Annotated in this window: 5 protein-coding genes; 2 read left to right on the top strand and 3 right to left on the bottom strand. The window is 74.7% G+C overall.

What is annotated here, in order from left to right; all coding sequences use genetic code 11:
• Positions 1-96: 96 nt before the first annotated feature.
• Both ACIP2X_RS13055 and ACIP2X_RS13050 read left to right on the top strand, forming a co-directional pair.
• Complete coding sequence (locus tag ACIP2X_RS13055; RefSeq protein ID WP_401671346.1) at positions 97-18978, top strand: amino acid adenylation domain-containing protein; 18882 nt, start codon at positions 97-99, stop codon at positions 18976-18978.
• Between the two features lie 20 nt (positions 18979-18998).
• The gene (locus ACIP2X_RS13050) at positions 18999-19208 is read left to right on the top strand and encodes an MbtH family protein (protein ID WP_399894323.1); all 210 of its coding nucleotides are present in this window, start codon (positions 18999-19001) and stop codon (positions 19206-19208) included.
• A 60-nt stretch (positions 19209-19268) separates the two neighbouring features.
• Here the strand turns inward: ACIP2X_RS13050 and ACIP2X_RS13045 are convergent, their stop codons facing one another.
• The 3 genes from ACIP2X_RS13045 to ACIP2X_RS13035 all read right to left on the bottom strand — a co-directional run bounded on the left by ACIP2X_RS13045 (position 19269) and on the right by ACIP2X_RS13035 (position 23904).
• A complete protein-coding gene (locus tag ACIP2X_RS13045; protein ID WP_401671344.1) occupies positions 19269-20336 on the bottom strand; it encodes an iron-siderophore ABC transporter substrate-binding protein in 1068 nt (355 codons plus the stop codon).
• Positions 20337-20407: 71 nt separating this feature from the next.
• Entirely contained in the window at positions 20408-22060 is a 1653-nt protein-coding gene (locus tag ACIP2X_RS13040; protein WP_401672345.1) for an ABC transporter ATP-binding protein, read from the bottom strand.
• A gap of 134 nt (positions 22061-22194) precedes the next feature.
• Entirely contained in the window at positions 22195-23904 is a 1710-nt protein-coding gene (locus tag ACIP2X_RS13035; protein ID WP_401671341.1) for an ABC transporter transmembrane domain-containing protein, read from the bottom strand.
• Positions 23905-23921: the final 17 nt, after the last annotated feature.

The raw sequence follows: 23921 nt of genomic DNA, 5'->3' as shown, positions 1-23921 counted from the left end.
CAGGTGCTGACCCTGTGAATAAGGTAACCCTTACCTTAGTATGTCGCCGACCCCCGGCCCAGGGCCGGGACAGACCCGCTGGGGAGGCACGCTGCTGTGTGCGGTTCCGAAGAAGTGCTGGCGTACTGGCGGCGGATACTCACCCCGCTCCCGCTGGAGACATCCCTGCCCACCGACCGCCCCCATCCGGCGGAGCCGGAGGCGAAGCGGGAGACCCGCACACTGGCCGGCGTCCCCGACGCCCCGGACGCCGTGCGGCTCGCGGCGTTCGTCGCCCTGCTGCACCGCTACACCGGCGCGCCCGACCTGACCGTCGGCCACGACGGACTGCCGGTGCGGGTGTCCCTCGACCACGAGCCCAGCTTCGGGGAACTCGTGCGCCGCGTGACGGAGGCCTGGGAGGGCGCCGAGGCCCACCGGGTGCCCGCCGAACTCCTCGTCGACGAACTGCGCCCCCGCCCGACGCGCGGCGGCGGCCTGTTCTTCAACACCGCGTTCGCGACCGCCGCCCGCCCCGCCGACGACCTGCCCGGCCCCGCCGACGTGGTGCTGGAGGTGCGCGAAGGCCTCGCGCGGGCGACGTACGACCCGCGTCTGTTCGACGGCACCACCGTCGAGCGGCTGCTCGGCCACTACCGTGTCCTGCTCCGCGACGCGCTCGCCCGCCCCGGGACCCCCGTCGCCCGGCTGGACCTGATGGATCCGGACGAGGTGCGCCAGGTCGTCGCCGAATGGAACGCCACCGAGCACACGGTGCCGCCGCTGACCTGGCCCGCGATGTTCGCCGAGCAGGTACGGACGCGTCCCGACGCCGTCGCCCTGGTCTTCGAGGACGAGCACCTCACCTACGCCGAGCTGGACGCCAGGGCGAACCGACTCGCCCACGCCCTGATCGCGCGCGGCGCCGGCCCCGAACGCATCGTCGCGCTGGCCCTGCCGCGCTCCACGGACCTGATCGTCGCCGAGGTCGCCGTCCTCAAGTCGGGCGCCGCCTACCTGCCGATCGACCACGACTACCCGGTGGACCGCGTCGCCTACATGCTCGGCGACGCCGCACCGGTCTGCCTCGTGACCACCGAGGAGAGCGCGCGAGAACTGCCCGAGCGCGAGGGCATGACCCTGCTCGCCCTCGACACGCCCGCCATCGCCGCCGAGTTGGCCGGGCACGCCCCCCACGACCCCGCCGTGCCCCTCTCCCTGCTGAACGCCGCCTACGTCATCTACACCTCCGGCTCGACCGGCCGCCCCAAGGGCGTCGTGCTCGCCCACAGCGGCGTCGCGAAGCTCGTCGCCACCCAGAGCGAGCGGTTCGGCATCGGACCGCACAGCCGGGTGCTCCAGTTCGCCTCGCCCAGCTTCGACGTGGCCTTCTGGGACCTGTGCCTCGGGCTGCTCTCCGGCGGGCGGCTGGTCGTCGTACCGGCCGAACGGCGGGTGCCCGGCGCACCGCTCGCCGACTACGCGAACGCCCACGGCATCACCTTCATGATCCTGCCGCCCGCGCTGCTCGCCGCCATGCCCGACGACGTGCGGCTCCCGGCCGCCGCGACGCTGCTGGCGGGCACCGAGCGGGTCTCGCCCGAGCTGGTGGGGCGCTACGCGCGCGGACGGATGATGTTCAACGCGTACGGGCCGACGGAGGCCACCACCAACTCCACCCTCGGACTGTGCGATCCGGACATCCCGGCCGGCTCCATCGTGCCGATCGGCGTCCCCGACCCCGGCACGCGCGCGTACGTCCTCGACGCCTTCCTGCGGCCGGTTCCCGCCGGGGTCACGGGCGAGCTGTACCTCGGCGGAGCCGGCCTCGCGCGCGGTTATCTGGGCCGGCCCGACCTGACCGCCGAGCGGTTCGTCGCCGACCCCTTCGGAGCGCCCGGCGAACGCCTCTACCGCACCGGTGACCTGGTCCGCTGGAAGGCGGACGGCCGACTGGAGTTCCTCGGCCGCGCCGACGCCCAGGTCAAGATCCGCGGCTTCCGCATCGAGCCCGGCGAGATCGAGTCCGTGCTGCGCGGCCATCCGGCCGTCGACCAGGTCACCGTGGTAGCGCGCGAGGACCGCTCCGGCGACCGGCGGCTCGCCGCGTACGTCGTGCCCGCACTGGACGGGCCGCGCGACGCCGACCGGGACGCGCGGGTCGAGGACTGGAAGCAGCTGCACGAACTCCTGTACGGCGCCGCCGGGTCCGAGGGCTCCCGCGAGGGCGCGGGCGGCTTCCGCGAGAACTTCGCGGGCTGGAACAGCATGTACGACGGGCGGCCGATCCCCGTCGAGGAGATGCGCGAGTGGCGGGACGCGACCGTCGAGCGCATCCGCGGACTCGGCGCCACCGGCCGCGTGCTGGAGATCGGCGTCGGCAGCGGCCTGATCCTGTCCCGTCTCGCCCCGGAATGCGCGTCCTACTGGGGCACCGACCTCTCCGAGCAGGCGATCGAGGCCCTGCGCGCCCAGGTGGCCGCCGCCCCCGAACTCGCCGCCAAGGTCGAACTGCGCGCCCTCGCCGCCCACGACACCGACGCCCTGCCCACCGGGTACTTCGACACCGTCGTCCTCAACTCCGTCGCCCAGTACTTCCCGAGCGCCGAGTACCTGCGCGATGTGCTGACCCGGATCTCGGGGCTGCTCGCGCCGGGCGGACGCGTCTTCGTCGGCGACATCCGCAACCTGCGGCTGCTGCGCACCCTGCGCGCCGCGGTCGAGACCCGGCGTGCGGCGGGTGCCGAGGAGACGGACAAGAGCGCCCTGCGCGCGGCCGTCGAACAGTCGGTGCGCTGGGAGAACGAACTCCTCCTCGACCCCGACTTCTTCGCCGCGCTCGACGGCTTCGACGCCGACATCCGCATCAAGCGCGCCGCCCACCACAACGAGCTGAGCCGCTACCGGTACGACGTCGTCCTGCGCCCCGCGACGGCCGTGGCGCCCGTGCCGGACGAGCGCGAGGTGCACTGGGCCGCCGTCGGCGGCCTCACCGGCCTGGCCGCACTGCTGGCATCGCGGCCGGGCCGGCTGCGGGTCACCGGTGTGCCCAACGCACGGCTCGCCGACGACCTGGCGGACCTGCGAAGGCTGGAGGGCAGCGGCCAGGAGGCGGCACCCGGCGCCGACCCCGAGGACGTCGACCGCCTCGCCGCCGAGCACGGCTACGGGGTGGCCCTCACCTGGAACGGCGCCGCCGACGACGGCGCGTTCGACGTGCTCCTCGGCCTCGACGGCCCGCTGACCGGGCCGTACCGCACCGCGGCGGCCCACCCGCACGCCAACCGCCCCGCCCCCTTCCGCGACGTCGGCGCCCTGATGCGGGACCTGCGCGCGCACGCCGCCGAGTGGCTGCCCGAGTACATGGTCCCGTCGGCCTTCGTCCCGCTGCACACCCTGCCGGTCACCCCCAGCGGCAAGATCGACGCCAAGGCGCTGCCCGTCCCGGACCGTTCCGCGATGAGTTCCGGCCGCCCCCCGCGCACCGCGCGCGAGAAGCTGCTCTGCGGGCTGTACGCCGGGGTGCTGGGGCTGGACTCCGTGACGGCCGAGGACGACTTCCTCGCCCTCGGCGGCGACAGCATCACCGCCATCCAGCTGCTGGTCCGGGCGCGGGAGGCGGGGCTGCGTCTCACCACCCGCGACGTGTTCCGGCGCCGCACGGCCGAGGCCCTCGCGAAGGCCGCCGTCGCCCGCACCCACGAGCACACCTCCGACCACCCGCTGGTCGAGGCGGACGCGGCCGAACTCGCCGAGATCCAGGGCACGCGGCCGCTGCCCGTCGCGGAGCTGCTTCCGCTCACCCCGCTCCAGCAGGGCTTCTTCTTCCACGCGCAGAGCGGCGGCCCGGACGGCGACGCCTACGTGGTGCAGCAGGTGCTCGACCTGGCCGGGCCGGTCGACGGCGAGACCCTGCGCCGCGCCGCACAGCGCCTGCTGGACCGGCACGCGCCCTTGCGGGCCGCGTTCCGCCAGCGAGCGGACGGCACCCCCGTGCAGATCATCACCCAGCACGCCGCACTGCCGTGGCGGGAGATCGACCTGTCGGCACAGGACGGCGAGGTCCGCGAGGCGCTGGGTGACGCGGTGGCCGAGGACGAGCGCTCCCGGGGCTTCGACCTGGCCACGCCGCCGCTGCTGCGCTGCGCGCTGGTCCGGCTGGGCGCCCGGCGCAGCCGGCTGGTCCTGACGTTCCACCACATCGTGGCCGACGGCTGGTCCCTGCCGGTGCTGCACCGCGAGCTGATGGCCTGCTACGGCGAGGACGCGCCGCCCCTCGCCGACGTCACCCCGTACCGCGCCTTCCTGCGGCGTCTCGCGGAGCAGGACCGCGACGCCGCGGGCGAGGCCTGGCGCACCGCCCTGGCCGGGCTCGACGAGCCCACCCGGCTCGTGGACGCGCCCGGGACGGGAGCGCCGGTGCGGCCCGCGCACGTCCGGGTGGAGCTGCCCGAGTCGACCACCGCCCGCCTCACCGAACGGGCCCGCGCCCACGGCGTCACCCTCGGCACCGTGGTCCAGGCCGCCTGGGGACTGCTGCTGGGCAGGCTCACCGGCCGGGACGACGTGGTCTTCGGCACCACGGTCTCCGGCCGGGACAGCGAGGTCGACGGCATCGCCACCATGGTGGGCCTGTTCATCAACACCCTGCCCACCCGGTTCCGCTGGGCGCCGGGGCAGCCGCTCGGGGATCTGCTGGTCCGCCTCCAGGAGGAGCAGGCCCGCCTCCTCGACCACCAGCACCTCGGACTCGCCGAGATCCAGCGGCTGGCCGGGCACGCGGGCGGGGGCGAACTCTTCGACACCCTCGTGGTGTTCGAGAACTACCCCGCCGAGACGGACCTGCGGGACGCCTCCGGCACCGTCCGGATCACCGGCGACGCGTTCCACGACGCCGTCCACTATCCGCTCGCCCTCGTCGTCAAGCCCGGCCGCAGGCTCGACCTGCGGCTCAAGCACCACACGGAACGGCTGGACGCCGACACCGTGCGCGCGCTCGGCGACCGGCTGGTGCGCATCCTGGAGGCGATCGCCGAGGACCCGGCGCGTCCCGCCGCCTCCGTCGAACTGCTCACGCCCGACGAGGCGCTGCGCGCCCACCCGGCCGGCGAGGAGCGCCCCGTCCCGGACACCACGCTGGCCGAGGCGTTCGCCGCGCAGGCCGCCCGCACCCCCGAGGCGACCGCCGTCCTGTTCGAGGACGAACGGCTGACCTACGCCGAACTCGACGCACGCGCCGAGGCGCTGGCGGCCCGGCTGCGGGCCCGCGGCGCGCGCCCCGGCACGTTCGTCGCGGTCGCGCTCCCGCGCTCGGCGGAGCTGATGGTCGCCCTGCTCGGCGTGCTCAAGTCGGGCGCCGCCTATCTGCCGGTGGACCTCGACTACCCGGCCGACCGGGTGGCCCACATGCTCGCCGACTCCGGCGCCACGACGGTGGTCACGCTGTCCGCGTCCGCCGGCCGGCTGCCCCGGCAGGCACCGCCTGCCCTGCTGCTCGACGCCCCGGCGACAAAGGACGGTCCCGTCACCGGGCGGGCCGCCCGCCCCGGCGACCCCGCCTACCTCATCTACACCTCCGGCTCGACCGGCCTGCCCAAGGGCGTGGTCGTCACCCACCGCGCCGTCGTCAACCGGCTGGCGTGGATGCAGGGCGCCTACGGCCTGCGCGCCGACGACCGGGTGCTGCAGAAGACGCCGTCCAGCTTCGACGTGTCCGTGTGGGAGTTCTTCTGGCCGCTCCTCGAAGGCGCGGTGGTCGTCCTCGCCCGGCCCGACGGCCACCGCGACCCGGCCTACCTCGCCGCGCTCGTGCGCGAGCGGTCCGTCACCACCCTGCACTTCGTGCCCTCCATGCTGGAGGCGTTCCTCCAGTCGGACGACGTCACCGCCGACCCCGCCTGGGCCGCGTCCCTGCGCCGCGTGCTGAGCAGCGGCGAGGCGCTGCCCACGGCCGCCGCGCGCCGCTGGCACGCGCTCACCGGCGTACCCCTGCACAACCTGTACGGCCCGACCGAGGCAGCCGTCGACGTCACCCACCATCCGTACGACGGGGACACGGGCACGACCGTGCCCATCGGGCGGCCGGTGTGGAACACCGGGCTGCGGGTGCTCGACCGGTGCCTGCGGCCCGTACCCGACGGAGTCCCGGGCGAGCTGTACCTGACGGGTGTGCAGCTGGCGCGCGGCTACCACGGCCGCCCGGCGCTGACCGCGGAGCGGTTCACCGCCGACCCCTACGGTCCGCCCGGCACCCGCATGTACCGCACCGGCGACCTCGTACGGCGCCGCGCGGACGGCGTGGTGGAGTACCTGGGCCGCACCGACCGGCAGGTCAAACTGCGCGGCAACCGCATCGAACTCGGCGAGATCGAGGCCGCGCTGACACGGCTGCCCGAGGTGGCGCAGACCGCCGTGACCGTACGGGACGACGCGCTCGTCGCCTACGTCGTGCCGTCGGCCGCCGCCGACGTCGACGCCACGGCGCTTCGTGCGGCCCTGGCCGCCGCCCTGCCCGCCCCGATGGTCCCCGGCGCCTACGTCCCGCTCGACGCGCTGCCGCTGACCCCGAGCGGCAAGCTGGACCGGGCCGCGCTGCCCGTCCCGCAGGCCGTACGGGCCGTCGCCCGCGCACCCCGCGATCCGCGTGAGCAGCTCCTCACGGAGATCTTCGCGGCCGTGCTGAAGCTCCCCGACGCCGGCGTGGACGACGACTTCTTCCTGCTCGGCGGCGACAGCATCACCTCCATCGCCGTCTCCAGCCGCGCCCGCCGAGCCGGTCTGGCGATCGGCCCGCGCGACGTCTTCGAGCACCGCACCCCGGCCGCCCTCGCCGCGGCCGCCACCGTGGACGAGCGGGCCGAACCCACCGCGTCGGCGCCGGCGTTCGTCCTCACCGAGGAGGAACGCGCCCGCGTGGAGCGGCTCGCCCCCGGCCGCGTCGAGGACGTGTGGCCGCTCGCGCCGCTCCAGGAAGGCCTGTTCTTCCACTCCACCTACGACGACGGAGTCCTGGACGTCTACACCGTCCACGAGTCCTTCGACTTCGCCGAACGGGTCGACACGACACGGCTGGTGGCCGCCACCCGCACCCTGCTCTCCCGCAACCCCAGCCTGCGGGCCGGCTTCACCAGCGAAGGCCTGCCCCAGCCGGTGCAGTTCATCGTCCGCGACGCGCAGATCCCGCTCACCGAGGTCGACCTCTCCGGGCTGGAGACGGCCGAACAGGACACCCGGATGCGCGAGTTGATGGACGAGGAGCGCTCGCGCCGTTTCGACCTGACCAGCCCGCTGCTGTTCCGCATGCTGCTCGTGCGGCTCGGGGACGGCCGCGGCGACCGCCTGGTGATCGGACGCCACCTGATCCTGTGGGACGGCTGGTCGGCCTGGCTGTTCCTGGACCAGCTGTTCGCCCTCTACGAGAACGGGGGAGACCCCGAGGGCCTCGACCGGCCCGGCTCCTACCGCGACTACCTGACCTGGCTGGAGCGCCAGGACGACGCCGAGGCCACGCGCGCCTGGCGGACCGCCCTCGCCGGGTTCGAGGAGCCCACGCTGCTGGTCCCCGCGGTCTCCGACCGAGGGCTGGAGCCGGTGATCCCCGAGCAGCTCGACGCCGTCCTCGCCCCCGAGGTGGCCGACCGGCTGCGCGACACCGCCCGCCGGCACGGCCTCACCCTGAACACGGTCCTCAACGCGGCCTGGGGCCTCGCTCTGGCAGCCGTCACGGGCCGCACCGACGTCGCGTTCGGCACGACCGTCGCCGGACGTCCCAGCGAGGTCCCGGACGTCGAGAACGTCATCGGCATGTTCCTCAACACCGTGCCCGCCCGCCTCGCCTTCGACCCGCGCGAGCCGGTCCTCGACCTGCTGCGCCGCGTCCAGGGCGAGCGCCTCGCGCTGATGCCGTTCGAGTACCTGGGCCTCGGCGTCCTCCAGGCCGAGACGGGCCACCGGCGCCTGTTCGACACGCTGTTCGTGCTGCGCAACGCCGACACCGACGAGCGCCTGGCCGAACTGCGCGACCGGCACGGGGCGAGCGCCGTCGCCAACGTGGACGCCACCCACTACCCGGCCAACCTGGTCGTCACCCCGGGCGAGCGGGTCCGGGTCACCCTCGCCTACCGCCCGGACCTGCTGGACGACGGGTACGCGCGCGGCCTGCTCGACCGGTTCGTGCTCCTGGTCGGCCGCCTGGCCGCCGATCCGTCGGCGCCCGTCGGCTCGCTCGACCCGCTGCTGCCCGCCGAGGCCGAGGCGCTGGCCCGCGAGGAGTCCGGGAACCGGCAGCCGGTGCCGCACGAGACCGTCGCGGACATGCTCGCCGCCCAGGCCGCCCGCACCCCCGACGCGACCGCCCTCGTCTTCGGCGCCCAGACCGTCACGTACGCCGAACTCGACGCCCGCTGCAACCGCATGGCCAGGCTGCTCCTCGCGCGCGGCGCGGCCCCCGAGAAGGTCGTCGCGCTGGGCCTGCCCCGGTCGATCGACATGGTGGTCGCGCTGTTCGCGGTGCTGCGCACCGGGGCCGCGTACCTGCCGCTGGAGCTGGACCACCCGGCCGAGCGGCTGTCGCTGATGCTGGCCGACGCCCGCCCCCTGCTCCTGCTGTCCACCGAGGCGGTGTCACGGACCCTCACCGGCGACACCCCGCGCGTCCTGCTCGACGACCCGGAGGTGGCGTCCGAGCTCACGGGTCTGCCCGCCGACGCCGTGGACGTCACCTTCAGCCTCGACCACCCCGCGTACGTCATCTACACCTCCGGATCCACCGGCCGCCCCAAGGGTGTGGTCACGCCGTACGTCGGCCTGACGAACATGCAGCTCAACCACCAGAAGGAGATCTTCGCCCCGGCGATCGCCTCGGCGGGCGGGCGCCGGCTGCGCATCGCGCACACCGTGTCGTTCGCGTTCGACATGTCCTGGGAGGAGCTGCTGTGGCTCGTCGAAGGACACGAGGTGCACATCTGCGACGAGGAACTGCGCCGTGACGCCACCGCGCTGGTGGCGTACTGCGAGGAACACCGCGTCGACGTCGTGAACGTGACGCCCACCTACGCCCATCTCCTCATCGAGGAGGGCCTGCTGGAGGGCCACCGGCCGCCGCTGGTGCTGCTCGGCGGCGAGGCCGTGACCGAGACGGTGTGGAACGCCCTGCGGGACACCGAGGGGACCTACGGCTACAACCTGTACGGACCCACCGAGTACACCATCAACACGCTCGGCGGCGGTACCCACGACAGCGCCACCCCCACCGTGGGCCGCCCGATCCGCGCCACCCGGGCCCGCATCCTCGACGCCTGGCTGCGCCCGGTGCCGGACGGCGTGGCGGGTGAGCTGTACATCGCCGGCGTGGGCCTGGCCCGCGGCTACCTCGACCGGCCGGGCCTGACGGCCGAGCGCTTCGTGGCCGACCCGTACGGGCGGCCCGGCGAGCGCATGTACCGCACCGGCGACCTGGTGCGGCGCGGCCCGGACGGCAACCTCGACTTCCTCGGCCGCACCGACGACCAGGTCAAGATCCGCGGTCACCGCGTGGAACTCGGCGAGATCGAGACGGCGCTCGCCCAGCACCCCGAGGTGTCCCAGGCCGCGGTCGTGGCCCGCGACGACACCGCCGCCCCGGGCACCAAGCGGCTCGTGGGCTACGTCGTCCCGGCGGAACCCGACGCCGAGGCGGTCGACACGGCCGAGCGGGCCCAGATCGGCGAGTGGCGGGAGATCTACTCCGCCGAGTACAGCGAGATCGGCACGGCCGTCTTCACCGAGGACTTCGCGGGCTGGGACAGCTCCTACGACGGCGCGCCCATCCCCGTGGAGCACATGCGCGAGTGGCGCGAGGCCACCGTGGAGCGCATCCGCGAGCTGCGGCCGCGACGCGTCCTGGAGATCGGCGTCGGCTCCGGACTGCTGCTGTCGCGGCTCGCCCCCGACGCGGAGGCCTACTGGGCCACCGACTTCGCGGCGCCGGTGATCCGCAAGATCGGCCAGGACCTGGAGGCCGACCCCGAGCTGGCGCGCAAGGTCGAACTGCGCTGCCAGGCCGCCGAGGTGACCGACGGCCTGCCGACCGGGTACTTCGACACGGTCGTCATCAACTCCGTCGTGCAGTACTTCCCGAGCCTGGACCACCTGCACAAGGTGATCCGCGGTGCCATGGACCTGCTCGCGCCGGGCGGCGCCCTGTTCCTCGGCGACGTGCGTGACCTGCGGCAGGCGCGGGTCTTCCAGACCGGCATCCAGCTCGCCCGCGCGGGCACGGACACCGACCGGGAGACGCTGCGCCGGGCCGTGGAGCGCGGCCTCGCCCTGGAGAAGGAACTCCTCGTCGACCCCGACTGGTTCAGCACCCTCGGCCTCGGCACCGAACTGCGCACCAAGGCCGGCCGGCACCACAACGAACTGACCCGCTACCGCTACGACGTGGTGCTGTACGAGGGCGAGGACGCCCTGCGCCTCGACGACGCCCCGGCGCTGGACTGGGCCGGTACCGGCGACCTCACCGCCCGCCTGGACGGCGTGGACCTGCTCCGGGTCCGCCGCGTCCCCGACGCCCGTACGGTCGACGACCTCGCGGCGACACGGGCGATGGACGCCGGACGCCCCGTCCCCGTTCCGGCGGGCGAGGAGCCCGAGCGGCTGCGGTGGCTGGGGGAGTCCCGCGGTTACCGGGTCCTGACGACCTGGTCGGACGAACCGGGCCACTTCGACGCCGTCTTCGTGCGCGGTTCCCGGCCCCGGCGTACCTGGGGACTGCACCGCCCCCGCCCCGACCGGGGCACCGCCCCCTACGCCAACACCCCCACCGCCGCCCGCGGCGACGGCGCGCTCGTCCGCCGGCTGCGCGAGGACCTGGGGCAGCGGCTGCCCGGCTACATGGTCCCCGCCGCCTTCGTGGTGCTGCCCCGGCTGCCGATGAACGACAACGGCAAGCTGGACGTGCGGGCGCTGCCGGACGCCGAGCCCGCCGTGGCCCTGTCGCAGGGCCGCGGGCCGCGCACGCCCGCCGAGGAGGTGCTGTGCCGTCTCTTCGCCGAGGTGCTGGGGCTGCCGCGCACCGGCGCGGAGGACAACTTCTTCGACCTGGGCGGCCATTCGCTGCTCGCCACCCGCCTGATCAGCCGGGCCCGCACCGAACTCGGCGCGGAGCTCGCGATCCGGGACCTGTTCGAGGCACCGACGCCCGAGGCGCTCGCGCTGCGCGCCGAGGCGGGACGGCCCGCCCGTCCGGTGCTGCGCGCCGTACCCGCGGCCGAGCGGCCCGCACGCATACCGCTGTCGGCGGCCCAGCGGCGGCTGTGGCTGGTGGAGCGGATCACCGGCGGCGGCGTCGCCTACAACTTCCCGCTGGTCGTCCGGGTGCGCGGAGCACTCGACACCGACGCCCTGCGGGCCGCGCTGCGCGAGGTGACCGACCGTCATGAGGCGCTGCGCACCCGGTTCGTGAGCGAGGACGGCGAGCCGTACCAGTGGATCGCGCCGCCCGGCGCGGCCGAGCCCCACGTCCGGGTGACCGACTGCGCCGAGGAGGAACTCGCCGCGCGGATCGAGGCGGCCCAGCGCCGCCCCTTCGACCTGGGCACCGAACTCCCCGTCCGGGCCGAGGTCCTGCGGCTGGGAGCCGAGGACCACGTGGTGGCGGTGGTGCTGCACCACATCACCACCGACGAATGGTCGGACCGGCCGTTCCTGGCCGACCTGAACCGCGCCTACGCGGCCCGCGCCGCCGGCGAGCGGCCGGACCCGGCGCCCCTGCCGGTCCAGTACGCCGACTACACGCTGTGGCAGGAGCGCCTGCTCGCCGAGGTCGGCGACGGACAACTCGCCTACTGGACGCGGACCCTGCGCGACCTGCCCGAGGAGATCCCGCTGCCGCTGGACCGCCCCGGCGCGGCCCGCACCACGGGCCGGGGCGCCACCGTGCGCCGCTCCCTGCCGGACGCGACGGGGGCCGCGCTGCGGGAACTGGCCGCCGGACATCAGGTCAGCATGTTCATGCTGTTCCAGGCGGCGACGGCGGCCCTGCTGCACCGGATGGGAGCCGGGGACGACATCCCGCTCGGCGCGCCGATCGCGGGACGCACCGACAGTGCGGTGGACGACCTGGTCGGCTTCTTCGTCAACACCCTCGTCCTGCGCACGGACCTGTCCGGCGACCCGACGTTCACCGAACTCCTCGGCCGGGTACGGGAGGCCGCGCTCACCGCCTTCGAGCACCAGGACGTGCCGTTCGACCGGGTGGTCGAGGCCGTCAACCCGGCCCGCGTCGCCGACCGCAACCCGCTGTTCCAGGTGATGCTCGGCTACCACCACCGGCCCGACGGCGACCCCGACCTGTTCGGACTGCCCACCGAGTGGTTCGCCATGGACACCGGCATGGCCAAGTTCGACCTGGACTTCACCTTCGTCGACCACGGCGCCGGACACGACATGGCGCTGCTGCTGGAGTACGCCACCGACCTCACCGACGCGGACACCGCCGCCGGGCTCGTCCAGCGGCTGGTGAGCCTGCTGGAGCAGGTCGCGCGGGACCCGGCCCGGCCGGTGGGCTCGCTGAGCGTGCTGACGGCCGAGGAGGAGTCGGCCACCACCACCGTGTGGAACGACACCGCGAGGCCGCTGGAGCCGCGCTCCGTGCCGGAGATCCTGGACGACGTCGTCCGGGCCCGGCCCGACGCGCCGGCGCTCGTCGCCGGGAACGTACGGCTCAGCTTCCGCGAACTGGCGGCACGGGTGGACGCGGTGGCCCGGCTGCTGCGGCACCGGGGCGCTGGCCCCGAGACGGTCGTCGGGCTGGCCCTGCCCCGGCACCTGATGGTCCCGGCCCTCCTCGGCGTGCTCAAGGCGGGCGCCGCCTGCCTGCCCCTGGATCCCGAGTATCCCGCCGAGCGGCTGGAGTTCATGCTGCGGGACACCGCGTCCCTGTGCGTCCTCACCACGGCCGCCCTCGCGCCCCGGCTGCCGCGGGACTGCGTGCCCGTGCTGCTCGACGAGGCCGCTCCCGCCGCGGACGGCGAGCCCCTCGCCCCCGTGGCACCCGCCCCGTCGCACGCCGCCTACGTCATCTTCACCTCCGGCTCCACCGGCCGGCCCAAGGGTGTCGTCGGCACCCACCGGGGCCTGAGCAACCTCTACGCCGTGCAGCGCGAGGACGTCGTCGCCCCCGCCGAGCGGGCGGCCGGCCGTACGGGCCTGCGGGCCGCGCACGCCGCGTCGTTCAGCTTCGACGGCAGCTGGGAGCCGCTGCTCTGGCTGCTGGCAGGCCACGAACTGCACGTGACCGACGAGGCCACCATGGCCGACCCGGCCGCGCTGCTGGCCTACCTCGGCCGGGAGCGGATCGACTACCTCGACGTCACCCCGACCTATCTGCGCGAACTGGTCCACCACGGCTTCCTCGCCCCCGGCGGCCACGTCCCCGGCGTCATCACGGTGGGCGGCGAGGCGACCCCGGCGGCGCTGTGGGAGCGACTGCGCGCGCTGCCCGGCGTCCAGGTCCACGACCTGTACGGGCCCACCGAGTGCGCCGTCGACGCCTACGGCTGGCACGACGGCGCGTCCGGCCCCTGGGCGGCCCCGGTAGGCAACATCCGCGCCCATGTCCTCGACGACGCGCTGCGGCCCGTCCCCGTCGGCGTCACGGGTGAACTCCACCTGGCCGGCGAAGGGCTTGCCCGCGGCTACCTGAACCGGCCCGGCATGACCGCCGAACGGTTCGTGGCCGACCCCTTCGGCGCGCCGGGCAGCCGCATGTACCGCACCGGCGACCTCGCCCGGCGCCGCCGGGACGGCACGCTGGAGTTCCTCGGCCGCGCCGACAGCCAGGTCAAGCTGCGCGGATTCCGCATCGAACTCGGCGAGATCGAGGCACGGCTCGCCGAACACCCCGACGTGGCCACCGCCGCCGTCGTCGTCCGGGAGGACACGCCGGGCGTACGCAGGCTGGTCGCCTACGTCCGCGCGGCCGGCGACCGCGAACCCGACCCGTCGCACCTGCGCGCCCACGTCGCCGCCACGCTGCCCGCGCACATGGTCCCGGCCGCCTTCGTCCGCGTCACCGCCCTGCCGCGCACCGTCTCCGGGAAGCTCGACGAGAAGGCGCTGCCCGCGCCGGACTTCGCCGCGCTCAGCTCGGGACGCCGGCCCCGCACCCCCCGCGAGGACCTGCTCTGCGAGGCGTTCGCCGCGGTCCTCGACGTCCCCGAGGTCGGCATCGACGACGACTTCTTCGCCCTGGGCGGCCACTCGCTGCTGGCCATGCGGCTGACCGCCCGGATCCGGGCGGTGCTCGGCACCGAGGTGTCGCTGCGCACGGTCTTCGACGCGCCCACCGTGGCCCGGCTCGCGGAACGCCTCACGGACGAACGGGACACCGGCCGCCCCGCCCTGACCGTCCGGCCGCGACCCGAACGCCTGCCGCTCTCCTCCGCCCAGCGGCGCCTGTGGGTGCTGTACCAGGTGGAGGGCCCCTCCGCGACGTACAACATCCCCGCCGCGTGGCGGCTGTCCGGCGCCCTGGACGTGGAGGCGCTGCGCGCCGCGGTGCACGACCTGGTGACACGGCACGAGACGCTGCGCACGGTCTTCCCCGACGAGGAGGGCCGGGCCTTCCAGCAAGTGCTGGATCCGGCCGAGGTCCGGATCCCCTTCCAGGTGGAGGACGTGACCGAGGAACAGCTGCCGGGCCTGCTGGAGCGGGCCGGCGCGCACGGCTTCCGGCTGGAGAGCGAACCGCCCTTGCGCGTCCATGTGTTCCGCACCGGCGAGCGGGACTGGACCCTGCTCCTGCTGCTGCACCACATCGCCGGTGACGAGTGGTCCGAGGCGCCCCTCAACCGGGACCTGGCCCTCGCCTACGCGGCCCGTACGGCCGGACGGGCCCCCGAGTGGGAGCCGCTGCCCGTCCAGTACGCCGACTACACGCTGTGGCAGCGTGACGTCCTCGGCGACGAGAAGGACCCCCGAAGCCTCGCCGCGCGGCAGGTCGCCCACTGGCGCCGGGCGCTGGCCGGGCTGCCCGAGGAACTGGCGCTGCCCGTCGACCGGCCCCGTCCCCTGGAGGCGAGCTACCGGGGCGGCTCCGCCGACCTGTCGCTGGACGCCGAACTGGCCGCGGGACTGCACCGGTTGGCGCGCGACAACGGCGTCAGCGTGTTCATGGTCCTCCAGGCCGCCGTGGCCACCCTGCTCACCCGGCTGGGGGCGGGCCACGACATCCCCATCGGCAGCCCCATCTCCGGCCGCACCGACGCGGCCCTGGAGGACCTGGTCGGGTTCTTCCTCAACACCCTGGTGCTGCGCACCGACACCTCCGGGGACCCCTCCTTCCGGGAGCTGCTCGCCCGGGTACGGGAGGCCGACCTCGCCGCCTTCGACCACCAGGACGTGCCCTTCGAGCGGCTGGTGGAGGTGCTCAACCCCACCCGGTCCCTGGCCCGGCACCCGCTGTTCCAGGTGATGGTGGTGTACCTCGCGTCCGGCGGCGACGACGCCGGGCTGCCCGGCCTGCGGGCCCACCGGGACGACGTGGCGCAGACGACGGCGAAGTTCGACCTGTCCTTCGACTTCGTGGAGCGCTCCGACGGCCAAGGCGTCGACGGCGTGCTGGAGTACAGCGCCGAACTGTTCGACCACGCGACCGCGCAGTCCTTCGCGGACCGGCTGCGGCGCGTCCTGCGGGCCGTCACCGCGGACCCGGACGTCGCGCTCGCACGCGTCGGCATCCTCGATCCCGAGGAGGAGACGCGGCTGCGCGGCGGCTGGCACGGCCGTCCCCTCGGCGCCGCGCCGACCACCGTGCCCGCGCTGTTCGAGGAGGCGGTGCGCCGGTACCCTGACCTTCCCGCCGCCGCCTCCGACGGCGTCGAGCTCGCCTTTGCCGAGCTCGACGCGCGGGCCAACAGGCTGGCCCGCCTCCTGGTCCGGCACGGCGCGGGCCCCGAGCGGTACGTCGCCCTCGCCCTGCCGCGCACCGCGCACTTCCTGACGGCCGTGCTCGCGGTGCACAAGGCGGGAGCCGCCTACCTGCCGCTCGACCCGGACGCGCCCGGGGAACGCACGGCCGACGTCCTCGGTGACGCCCGCCCGGTCCTGACGCTCACCACCCGCGCCCTCGCCGCCACCCTGCCGCCCGGCACCGAGCCCCTCGTCCTCGACGAGCCCGGCACGGCCGAGCGGATCGCGGCACAGGACGCGTCCGGCCTCACGGACGCCGACCGGACCGCCCCGCTGACGCCCCGCCACCCGGCGTACGTCATCTACACCTCCGGCTCCACCGGCCGGCCGAAGGGGGTCGTCGTCACCCACGAGACCCTCGGTCACCTCTTCCACAGCCACCGCGAGACGCTGTACCGGCCCGCCACCGAGGCCACCGGGCGCCGGCACCTGCGGGCGGGTCACGCCTGGTCCTTCTTCTTCGACGCCTCCTGGCAGCCGCAGCTGTGGCTGCTCGACGGGCACTGCGTGCACGTGGTGTCCGAGGAGGTCCGGCGCGACCCCGAACTGCTCGCGGCGGCCGTCGCCGAGCACCGGTTCGACTTCCTGGAGGTCACCCCGTCCTTCTTCGCGCAGATGGCCGACAGCGGTCTGCTGACCGGGGACGACTGTCCCCTCGCCGTCGTCGGCGTGGGCGGCGAGGCCGTACCGGGGGCGCTGTGGCAGCGGCTCGCCGCGCTGCGCGGCACCGAGGCCTTCAACCTGTACGGGCCGACGGAGTCCACCGTGGACGCCCTGGTCGCGCGGGTCCGTGACAGCGAACGCCCCCTCGTGGGACGGCCGGTGGCCGGCACCCGCGCCCATGTGCTGGACCGGCTGCTCCAGCCGGTGCCGCCCGGCGTCACGGGCGAGCTGTACCTGGCGGGCGGCGGCCTCGCCCGGGGCTACCTCGGCGCACCGGGACTCACGGCCGAGCGGTTCGTGGCCGACCCCTTCGGCGCGCCCGGCGGGCGGCTCTACCGCACCGGCGACCTGGCCCGCTGGACCGCCGACGGGCGCCTCGACTACCTCGGCCGCGCCGACGACCAGGTCAAGATCCGCGGCTTCCGCATCGAACCGGCCGAGATCGAGTCCACGCTCACCGCCCACCCCGCCGTCGCACAGGCGCTGGTGACGGTACGGCAGGAGGGCCCGCGCAAGCTCCTGGTGGCCTACGTCGTCCCGGCCCCGGGCGCCGACCCGGACCCGGGGACACTGCGCGGCCATGTCGCCGCCCGGCTCCCGGACCACATGGTGCCGGCGGCCGTGGTCACGCTGGAGCGGTTCCCGCACCTGGCCAACGGCAAGCTCGACCGCGCCGCCCTGCCCGCCCCGGACTTCTCCGCCCTGTCCTCCGGCCGCGCGCCCGCGACCGAAGTGGAGGAGCTGCTCTGCACGGTCGTCGGCGAGGTGCTGGGGCTGGAACAGGTCGGCGTGGACGACGACTTCTTCGCCCTCGGCGGCGACAGCATCGTCGCGATGCAGCTCGTCGGCCGCGCCCGCGCCGCGGGCCTGCGCATCACTCCCCGGCAGGTCTTCCGGCACCGCACGGTCGCCGCGCTCGGCACCGTCGCCGAGGCCGCCGGCGAGACCGGCTCCCGCCCGGTGGACGACGGCACCGGAACCGTGCCGCTCACCCCGGTGATGCACTGGCTGCGCGAACTGGGCGGCCCCTTCGCCACCTACCACCAGGCGGCGCTCGTGCGCACCCCCGCGGCTCTGGACCTGCCCGGTCTCACCGCCGTGCTCCAGGCGCTGGCCGACCGGCACGACCTGCTGAGGGCGAGACTGGTGCGGCCCGCGCCGGACGCCCTGGAGGACTGGTCGCTGCACGTGCCGCCGGCCGGCGCGGTCGACGCCGCCGGATGGATCGACCGCGTGGACGTGACGGGCCTTACCGCCGAGGTGCTCTCCGCGACCGTACGGGACCAGGCGCACGCGGCGCGGGCGCTGCTCGACCCGGACGCCGGCGCCATGGTCAGGGCGGTGTGGTTCGACGCGGGCGACGCCCCGGGACGGCTGCTGCTGATGGCCCACCACCTGGTGGTGGACGGCGTCTCCTGGCGGGTGCTCCTGCCCGACCTGGCCACCGCCTGGCAGCACGTCGCCGCCGGCCGGCCGGCGCGGCTCGCCCCCGTCGAGACGTCCTTCGCCCGCTGGTCGCGGCTGCTGACCGAGCTGGCCCAGGACCCGGCCAGGGAGGCGGAACTGCCGCTGTGGACGGCCGTGTCGGACGGCGGCACGGAACCCTTCCCGCTCGTCCGCGCGCTGGACCCGGACCGCGACACGACCGCCACCCAGCGGGAGGTCGTCCTGCGGATGCCCGCCGAGCACACCGGGCCGCTGCTGTCCACGGTGCCCGCCACCCTCGGGGCCGGGGTCAATGACGTGCTGCTGGCCGGACTCGCCCTGGCCTTCGCCGACCGGCGGCGGCGCGACGGCGGCTCGGACACCTCCGTCCTGGTCGACCTCGAAGGCCACGGCCGCGCCGAGGAACTGGGCGGCGAGGACATCGACCTCTCCCGTACGGTCGGCTGGTTCACCAGTGTCTTCCCGGTCCGCCTCGACCCCGGCCCGGTCGATCCGGCCGACGCCTTCGCGGGCGGCCCGGCGGCGGGGGAGGCCCTGCGACGGGTGCGGGAGCACCTGGCCGCGCTGCCCGCGGGCGGCATCGGGCACGGCATGCTGCGGCACCTCAACCCCCGGACCCGTGAGGTGCTCGCCGGCCGAGAGGCGGCCCGGATCGAGTTCAACTACCTCGGGCGGTTCGGCATCCCCGAGGAGACGGACTGGTCGTACGCGCCGGAGGAGGACGCGGCCGACATCGGCCCCGAGGGCGCCATGCGCGAAGGCCACGCGCTGAGCATCAACGTGGTCACCGAGGACCGGGCGGACGGGCCGGTGCTGGCCGCCCACTGGTCCTACCTGGAAGGACTGCTGCCGCGCGAGACGGTCCAGGACCTGGCCGAGACCTGGTTCAGGGCACTGGAAGGGCTCGTCGCGTGGGCGGAGCGGAACACACGGTCGTGAACCATGAGGAGAGGAAGAACATGAGCAATCCGTTCGAGGACCCCGAGGGCGTCTTCCTGGTGCTGGTCAACGACGAGAACCAGCACAGCCTCTGGCCGGACTTCGTCGACGTGCCGGCCGGCTGGCGGGTGGTGCACGGGCCCGCGGACCGGCAGTCCTGCCTGGACCACGTCGAGACCCACTGGACGGATATGAGGCCGCGCAGCCTGGCCGAGGCCATGGACAGCTGAACACGACTGTGGGGCGGTCCCCGGGGACCGCCCCACAGTCGTGCCCACAGCCGCGCCGGTTCAGGACGCGGGCTGTTCCACCTTCGTGTCGGTCTTGCCGTCGACGGCCGCCGCCAGCTGCGGGACCAGCCGCTCGACCACGTACCGCAGGCCCAGAACGGTGCCCATGGACAGCGCGTTGCCGTAGTCGCTGGTCTCGCTCACGTAGACCTCGCGGCCCTCCTTGACCACGTTCAGGTCCTTGTAGGAGGCGTCCTTGTGCAGTTTGCCGGCGTCCTTGGTCACGTCCGTGACCTGCCACACGAGGGCGTCCTGGTCGAGCAGGTCGGTGCGCTCCTTGCTGATGTTCGCGCCGAACTGGTCACCGATCACCTTGTCCAGGTCCGGCGGCAGGGTGAAGCCGAGGTCGGTCAGGAGATGCGAGCGCGGGTCCTGGCTGCCGAAGACGAACATGCCCTCGTACGGCGTGGCCATCACGGCCGTGCGGCCCTTGAACTCGGGGTGCTCCTCGACGGCCGCCGCGATCTGCGCCTCGGTCTCCTCGACCGCCTTGGCGGCCTCCTCCGGCTTGCCGAGCGCCTTGCCGATCGTCTCGGTCTGCTCCTGCCACGGCACGCCGTAGTCGTTGTACTTCTTCGGCTGGGCGACCACGGGCGCGAACTTGGACAGCGACTCGTACTGCTCCTTGGTGAGTCCGCCGTAGACCGCGAGGATCAGGTCCGGCCTGAGCGCGGCGATCTTCTCCACCTGCGGGCCGGTGCCGGTGTCCTTGAGGACGGTCGGCACCTCGGCGCCGCCGAGCCTGTCCTCGGCCCAGGGGCCGACGGCGCCCTTGTAGCCGCCGAGCCACTCGGTGGTGCCGACCGGCACCTTGCCGAGCGCCAGGACGGCGTCCTGGTCGGTGAGGCCGACGGTGACGATCCGCCGGGGCTCGGACTTGATCGTCGTACTGCCGTACTTGTGCGCGACGGAGACCGGGAAGGCGGACTCGCCGGAGGCGCCTTGCTGAGCCTTCGCACCCGTGTCGTCGGCTCCCGAGTCGTCACCGCCGCAGGCGGTGGCGGTCAGGAGCAGGAGGGCGGAGGTGAGCGCGGCGGCGAGCCGTGGTGCTCTGCGGGAGCGGAACATCGCTGGTCCTTCGTTGTTCGGGTTCCTGTGGAGCCGGGCGGTGCGGGGGGTTTCGGGGTGTGCGCGTGGGGTCAGGTGCCGGTGTCGCGGGTGTCCGACCACGCCCTCCAGATGGCGGCGTAGCGCCCGTCGGCGGCGCGGAGTTCGTCGTGCGTGCCGTTCTCGACGATCCGTCCCGCGTCCATGACGACGACACGGTCGGCGGCCGCCGCCTGGCTGAGACGGTGGGCCACGATCAGCGCGGTGCGGCCGTCGACCGCCTGTGCGACCGCCTTCTCCAGCGCACGCGCCCCGGCACTGCCCGCCTCGGCGGTGGCCTCGTCGAGGATGACCAGGGGCGGATCGGCCAGGATCAGCCGGGCGAGCGCGAGGGCCTGCGTCTGCGCGCCGCTGAGCCGGTGGCCGCCGTCACCGACCACGGTCGCCAGGCCGTCGGGCAGCGCCTCGGCCCACGTGAGGGCGTCCACCCGGTCGAGCGCGGCGCGCAGTTCGCCGTCGGTGGCGTCGGGTTTGGCCAGGCGCAGGTCGTCGGCGAGGGGGCCCGCGAAGACATGGGTCTCCTGGGTGATCAGGGCGACCGTGCGGGTGGCCGCCGCGCCGAGCTCGGTCGGGGGCACACCGCCGATCAGGACTGTCCCTGCGGTGGGCGGCTGGATGCCCGCGACGAGCCGGGCCAGCGTGGTCTTGCCGGCGCCGCTCGCACCGACCAGGGCCACCCGCTCACCGTGCCGGACCGTCAGGTCGACGTCGTGCAGGACGGGATGCCCCGGCCGGTACGCGTGGCGCAGACCCCGCACGGTGACGTCGACGCCGCCCGCACGCACGGAAGCGGTGCCCTCCGGGGGCGTGGGCTGGTCGGTGACCCCGACGAGCCGGGACAGGCTCGCCGTCGCCGACTGGGCGTCGTCGAGCAGGACGAGCGCGGCGTTGACCGGGGTGAACAGGCTGTGGAAGTACAGTGCGGCGGCCGTCGCCGTGCCGATGGACGCCGCACCGTCGCGGACCAGCCAGTAGCCGGTGAACAGCACGGCGGCGAGCCCGGCGTACTCCGCCACGTGCAGCCGGCTGTAGAAGCCCAGCACGAGCTGGACCCCGCGCATCGTCAGCGCCACCACCGACCAGGACCGCTCCGTGACCCGCTCCGTGTGCTCCCGCTCCAGCCGGAACGCGCGCACGGTGGAACTGCCGGCGAGGGTGTCGAGCAGTTGCTGCTGCTGTGCGCTCGCGGCCCTGCGCTGCTCGGCGTAGAGCGGGACGGCGCGGGAGACGTACCAGCGTGCGGTGGCCGCCTGCACCGGCACCGCGATCAGGGCGGCCAGCAGGAAACGCCAGTCGAGCAGCGCCAGGGCGCCCAGGGTCAGGACGATGGTCAGCAGCGAACGGGCCAGCTCCGGCAGGGCGTTGCGGATGGCCTCGGCGATGAGGGAGACGTCGGCGGTGACCCGCGCGGTCAGGTCGCCGGCACCGGCCCGTTCGACCCGCTCCAGGGGAAGCCCGAGCGCCCGCTCCACGAACCGCTCGCGCAGCCGGGCCAGGGTCGTCTCACCCAGCCGGGAGATCAGTGACAGGCCGAACCCGGCGGTCACGCCCTGCGCCACGGCCACCGCGAGCAGAAGGGCCGCGGTGGTGGTGAGGGCGTCCACGGAGCCGCGGCCCGCGGCCAGGTCGACGATCCGGCCCAGCAGCGGCTGCACGAGCAGCCCGACGGCGGTGGAGACGACCATCACGGTGAACGCGGTGGCCGCCAGCCGGCGCTGCGGGCGCAGCAGTTCGGCGACGGCGGCCCTGGTCCGGGCCGGTGTGGCGACGGGCAGCAGGGCGGCGTTCGCAGGAGCCCCTGTCCCCTGGTGCGGTCCGGTCACGCGAGCACCGCCGTCCGGTAGGCGGCGCGCTCGTGCACGAGCCGGTCGTGGGCGCCGGTCGCGGTGACCCTGCCGTCCTCGATCAGCACGACCCGGTCGGTCACGGCGAGCAGCGCGGGGCTGTTGGTCACCAGGACGGTGGTGCGCTCGCCGCGGACCTCCCTGATCCCGACGGCGATGCCCGCCTCCGTGACCGCGTCGACGGCCGTCGTGGGCTCGTGGAGCACGAGCACCGGCGCGTCGGCGGCCAGCGCCCGGGCGAGGGCCACCCGCTGCCGCTGCCCGCCGGAGAGGGAGTGGCCGCGCGCGGTGACGGCCGCCCCGGTGCCCTCGGGCAGGGCGCGTACGACCTCGTCGGTACCCGACGCGGCGAGCGCGGCGGCGACGGGTGCGGCGTCGGCGGTGGTGATCGCGGCCGTCACGTTGTCGAGGAGCGTGCCCTCGAAGAGGTCGGCGTCGTGCTCGGCGACGAGGATCGCGGCCCGCACGTGCGCGAGGCTCAGCGCGGGCAGGGCGATGCCGTCCAGTTCCACGGCCCCGTCCGCCGGATCGGCGTGGCGGCCCAGGCAGCGCAGCAGCGCCGTCGCGTCGGCCGGGTCGGTGGTGACCACGCCCACCGTCTCGCCGGGGGCGATGTCCAGGTCCACCTCGCGCAGGCAGCCGTAGGACAGGCCGCTCAGCCGCAGCCGGCCCGCGGTCCGCCCCGGTGGGGCGCCGTCCGGCGGCGGACCGGGCGACACGGCGCGGTCGGCGTCGAGCACCTCGGCGATCCGGGCGGCGGACGCCCGGCCCTGCGCGAGTTCCGCGTTGACCCAGGAGAACTCGGAGAGCGGGCCGATGAGGAAGAGCGCGAGCGCCACGGAGGAGACGAGCTCACCGAGACCGATGTCGCCGCGGGCGGTCAGCCGCCCGCCGACGAGCGCCACCAGCGCGAGGAAGGCTCCAGTGAGCATGGTGACGACACCGTTCTGCCAGGCCTCGGCACGGGCCGCGCGCAGGGTGGCGGCCAACGACTCCTGGCTGGTGCGCCGGTAGCGGGCGACGGCCGCCGGTTCGGCGCCGATCCCCTTGAGCACCCGCAGCCCCGCCACCAGGTCCGCGGCCACGCCCGAGGCCCTCGCGGCGCGTTCCTGCTCGGTCTCGCTGCGCCGTTCCAGCGGCTTGCTCAGCAGGTGCACCAGCCACAGCAGCAGCGGCGCGCCCAGCAGGACGAGCAGGCCGAGCGGGAGGGATATGCGCAGCAGGACGACCGCGCCGACCACCAGGCCGGTGGCGGCGCCGATGCCGACGACGAGGGCCATCGTGACGGCGCCGACCCGCTTGGCGTCCTCGGTGGCGGTGTTGGCCAGTTCGCCCGGCAACCGGCCTTCCTGCGCGCCGCCCTCGGGGGCGAGCACGCGGCCGACCAGTTGGGCCCTGAGGCGGTGCGCGGCGGTCACGGCGGCGCGTTCCCCGGCCCGGGCGCCGAAGCGGAAGCTGTAGGAGAGCCCGACGTAGACGACGGCCAGGACACCGAGCCACAGCAGCAGGCCGCCCACGTCACCGGCCACGACGCCGCGTTCGACGGCCAGTCCGATGAGCACCGGCACCAGGGCCTCGCCGGTCTGGTGGCCCATGCCCAGTACCGCGCCGAGCAGGACGTCCCGGCGCTGACCACCCACCGCACCCCACAGGACACGCCGTCCCGGCAGGTCCGCTCTTCTCACGCATCCCTCCGGAAGGG

This window comes from Streptomyces sp. NPDC089424 (assembly GCF_044749345.1).
Taxonomy (GTDB): Bacteria; Actinomycetota; Actinomycetes; order Streptomycetales; family Streptomycetaceae; genus Streptomyces.
Note: the sequence above shows the minus strand (reverse complement) of the source record. Positions and strands in the feature narration are given on the sequence as shown.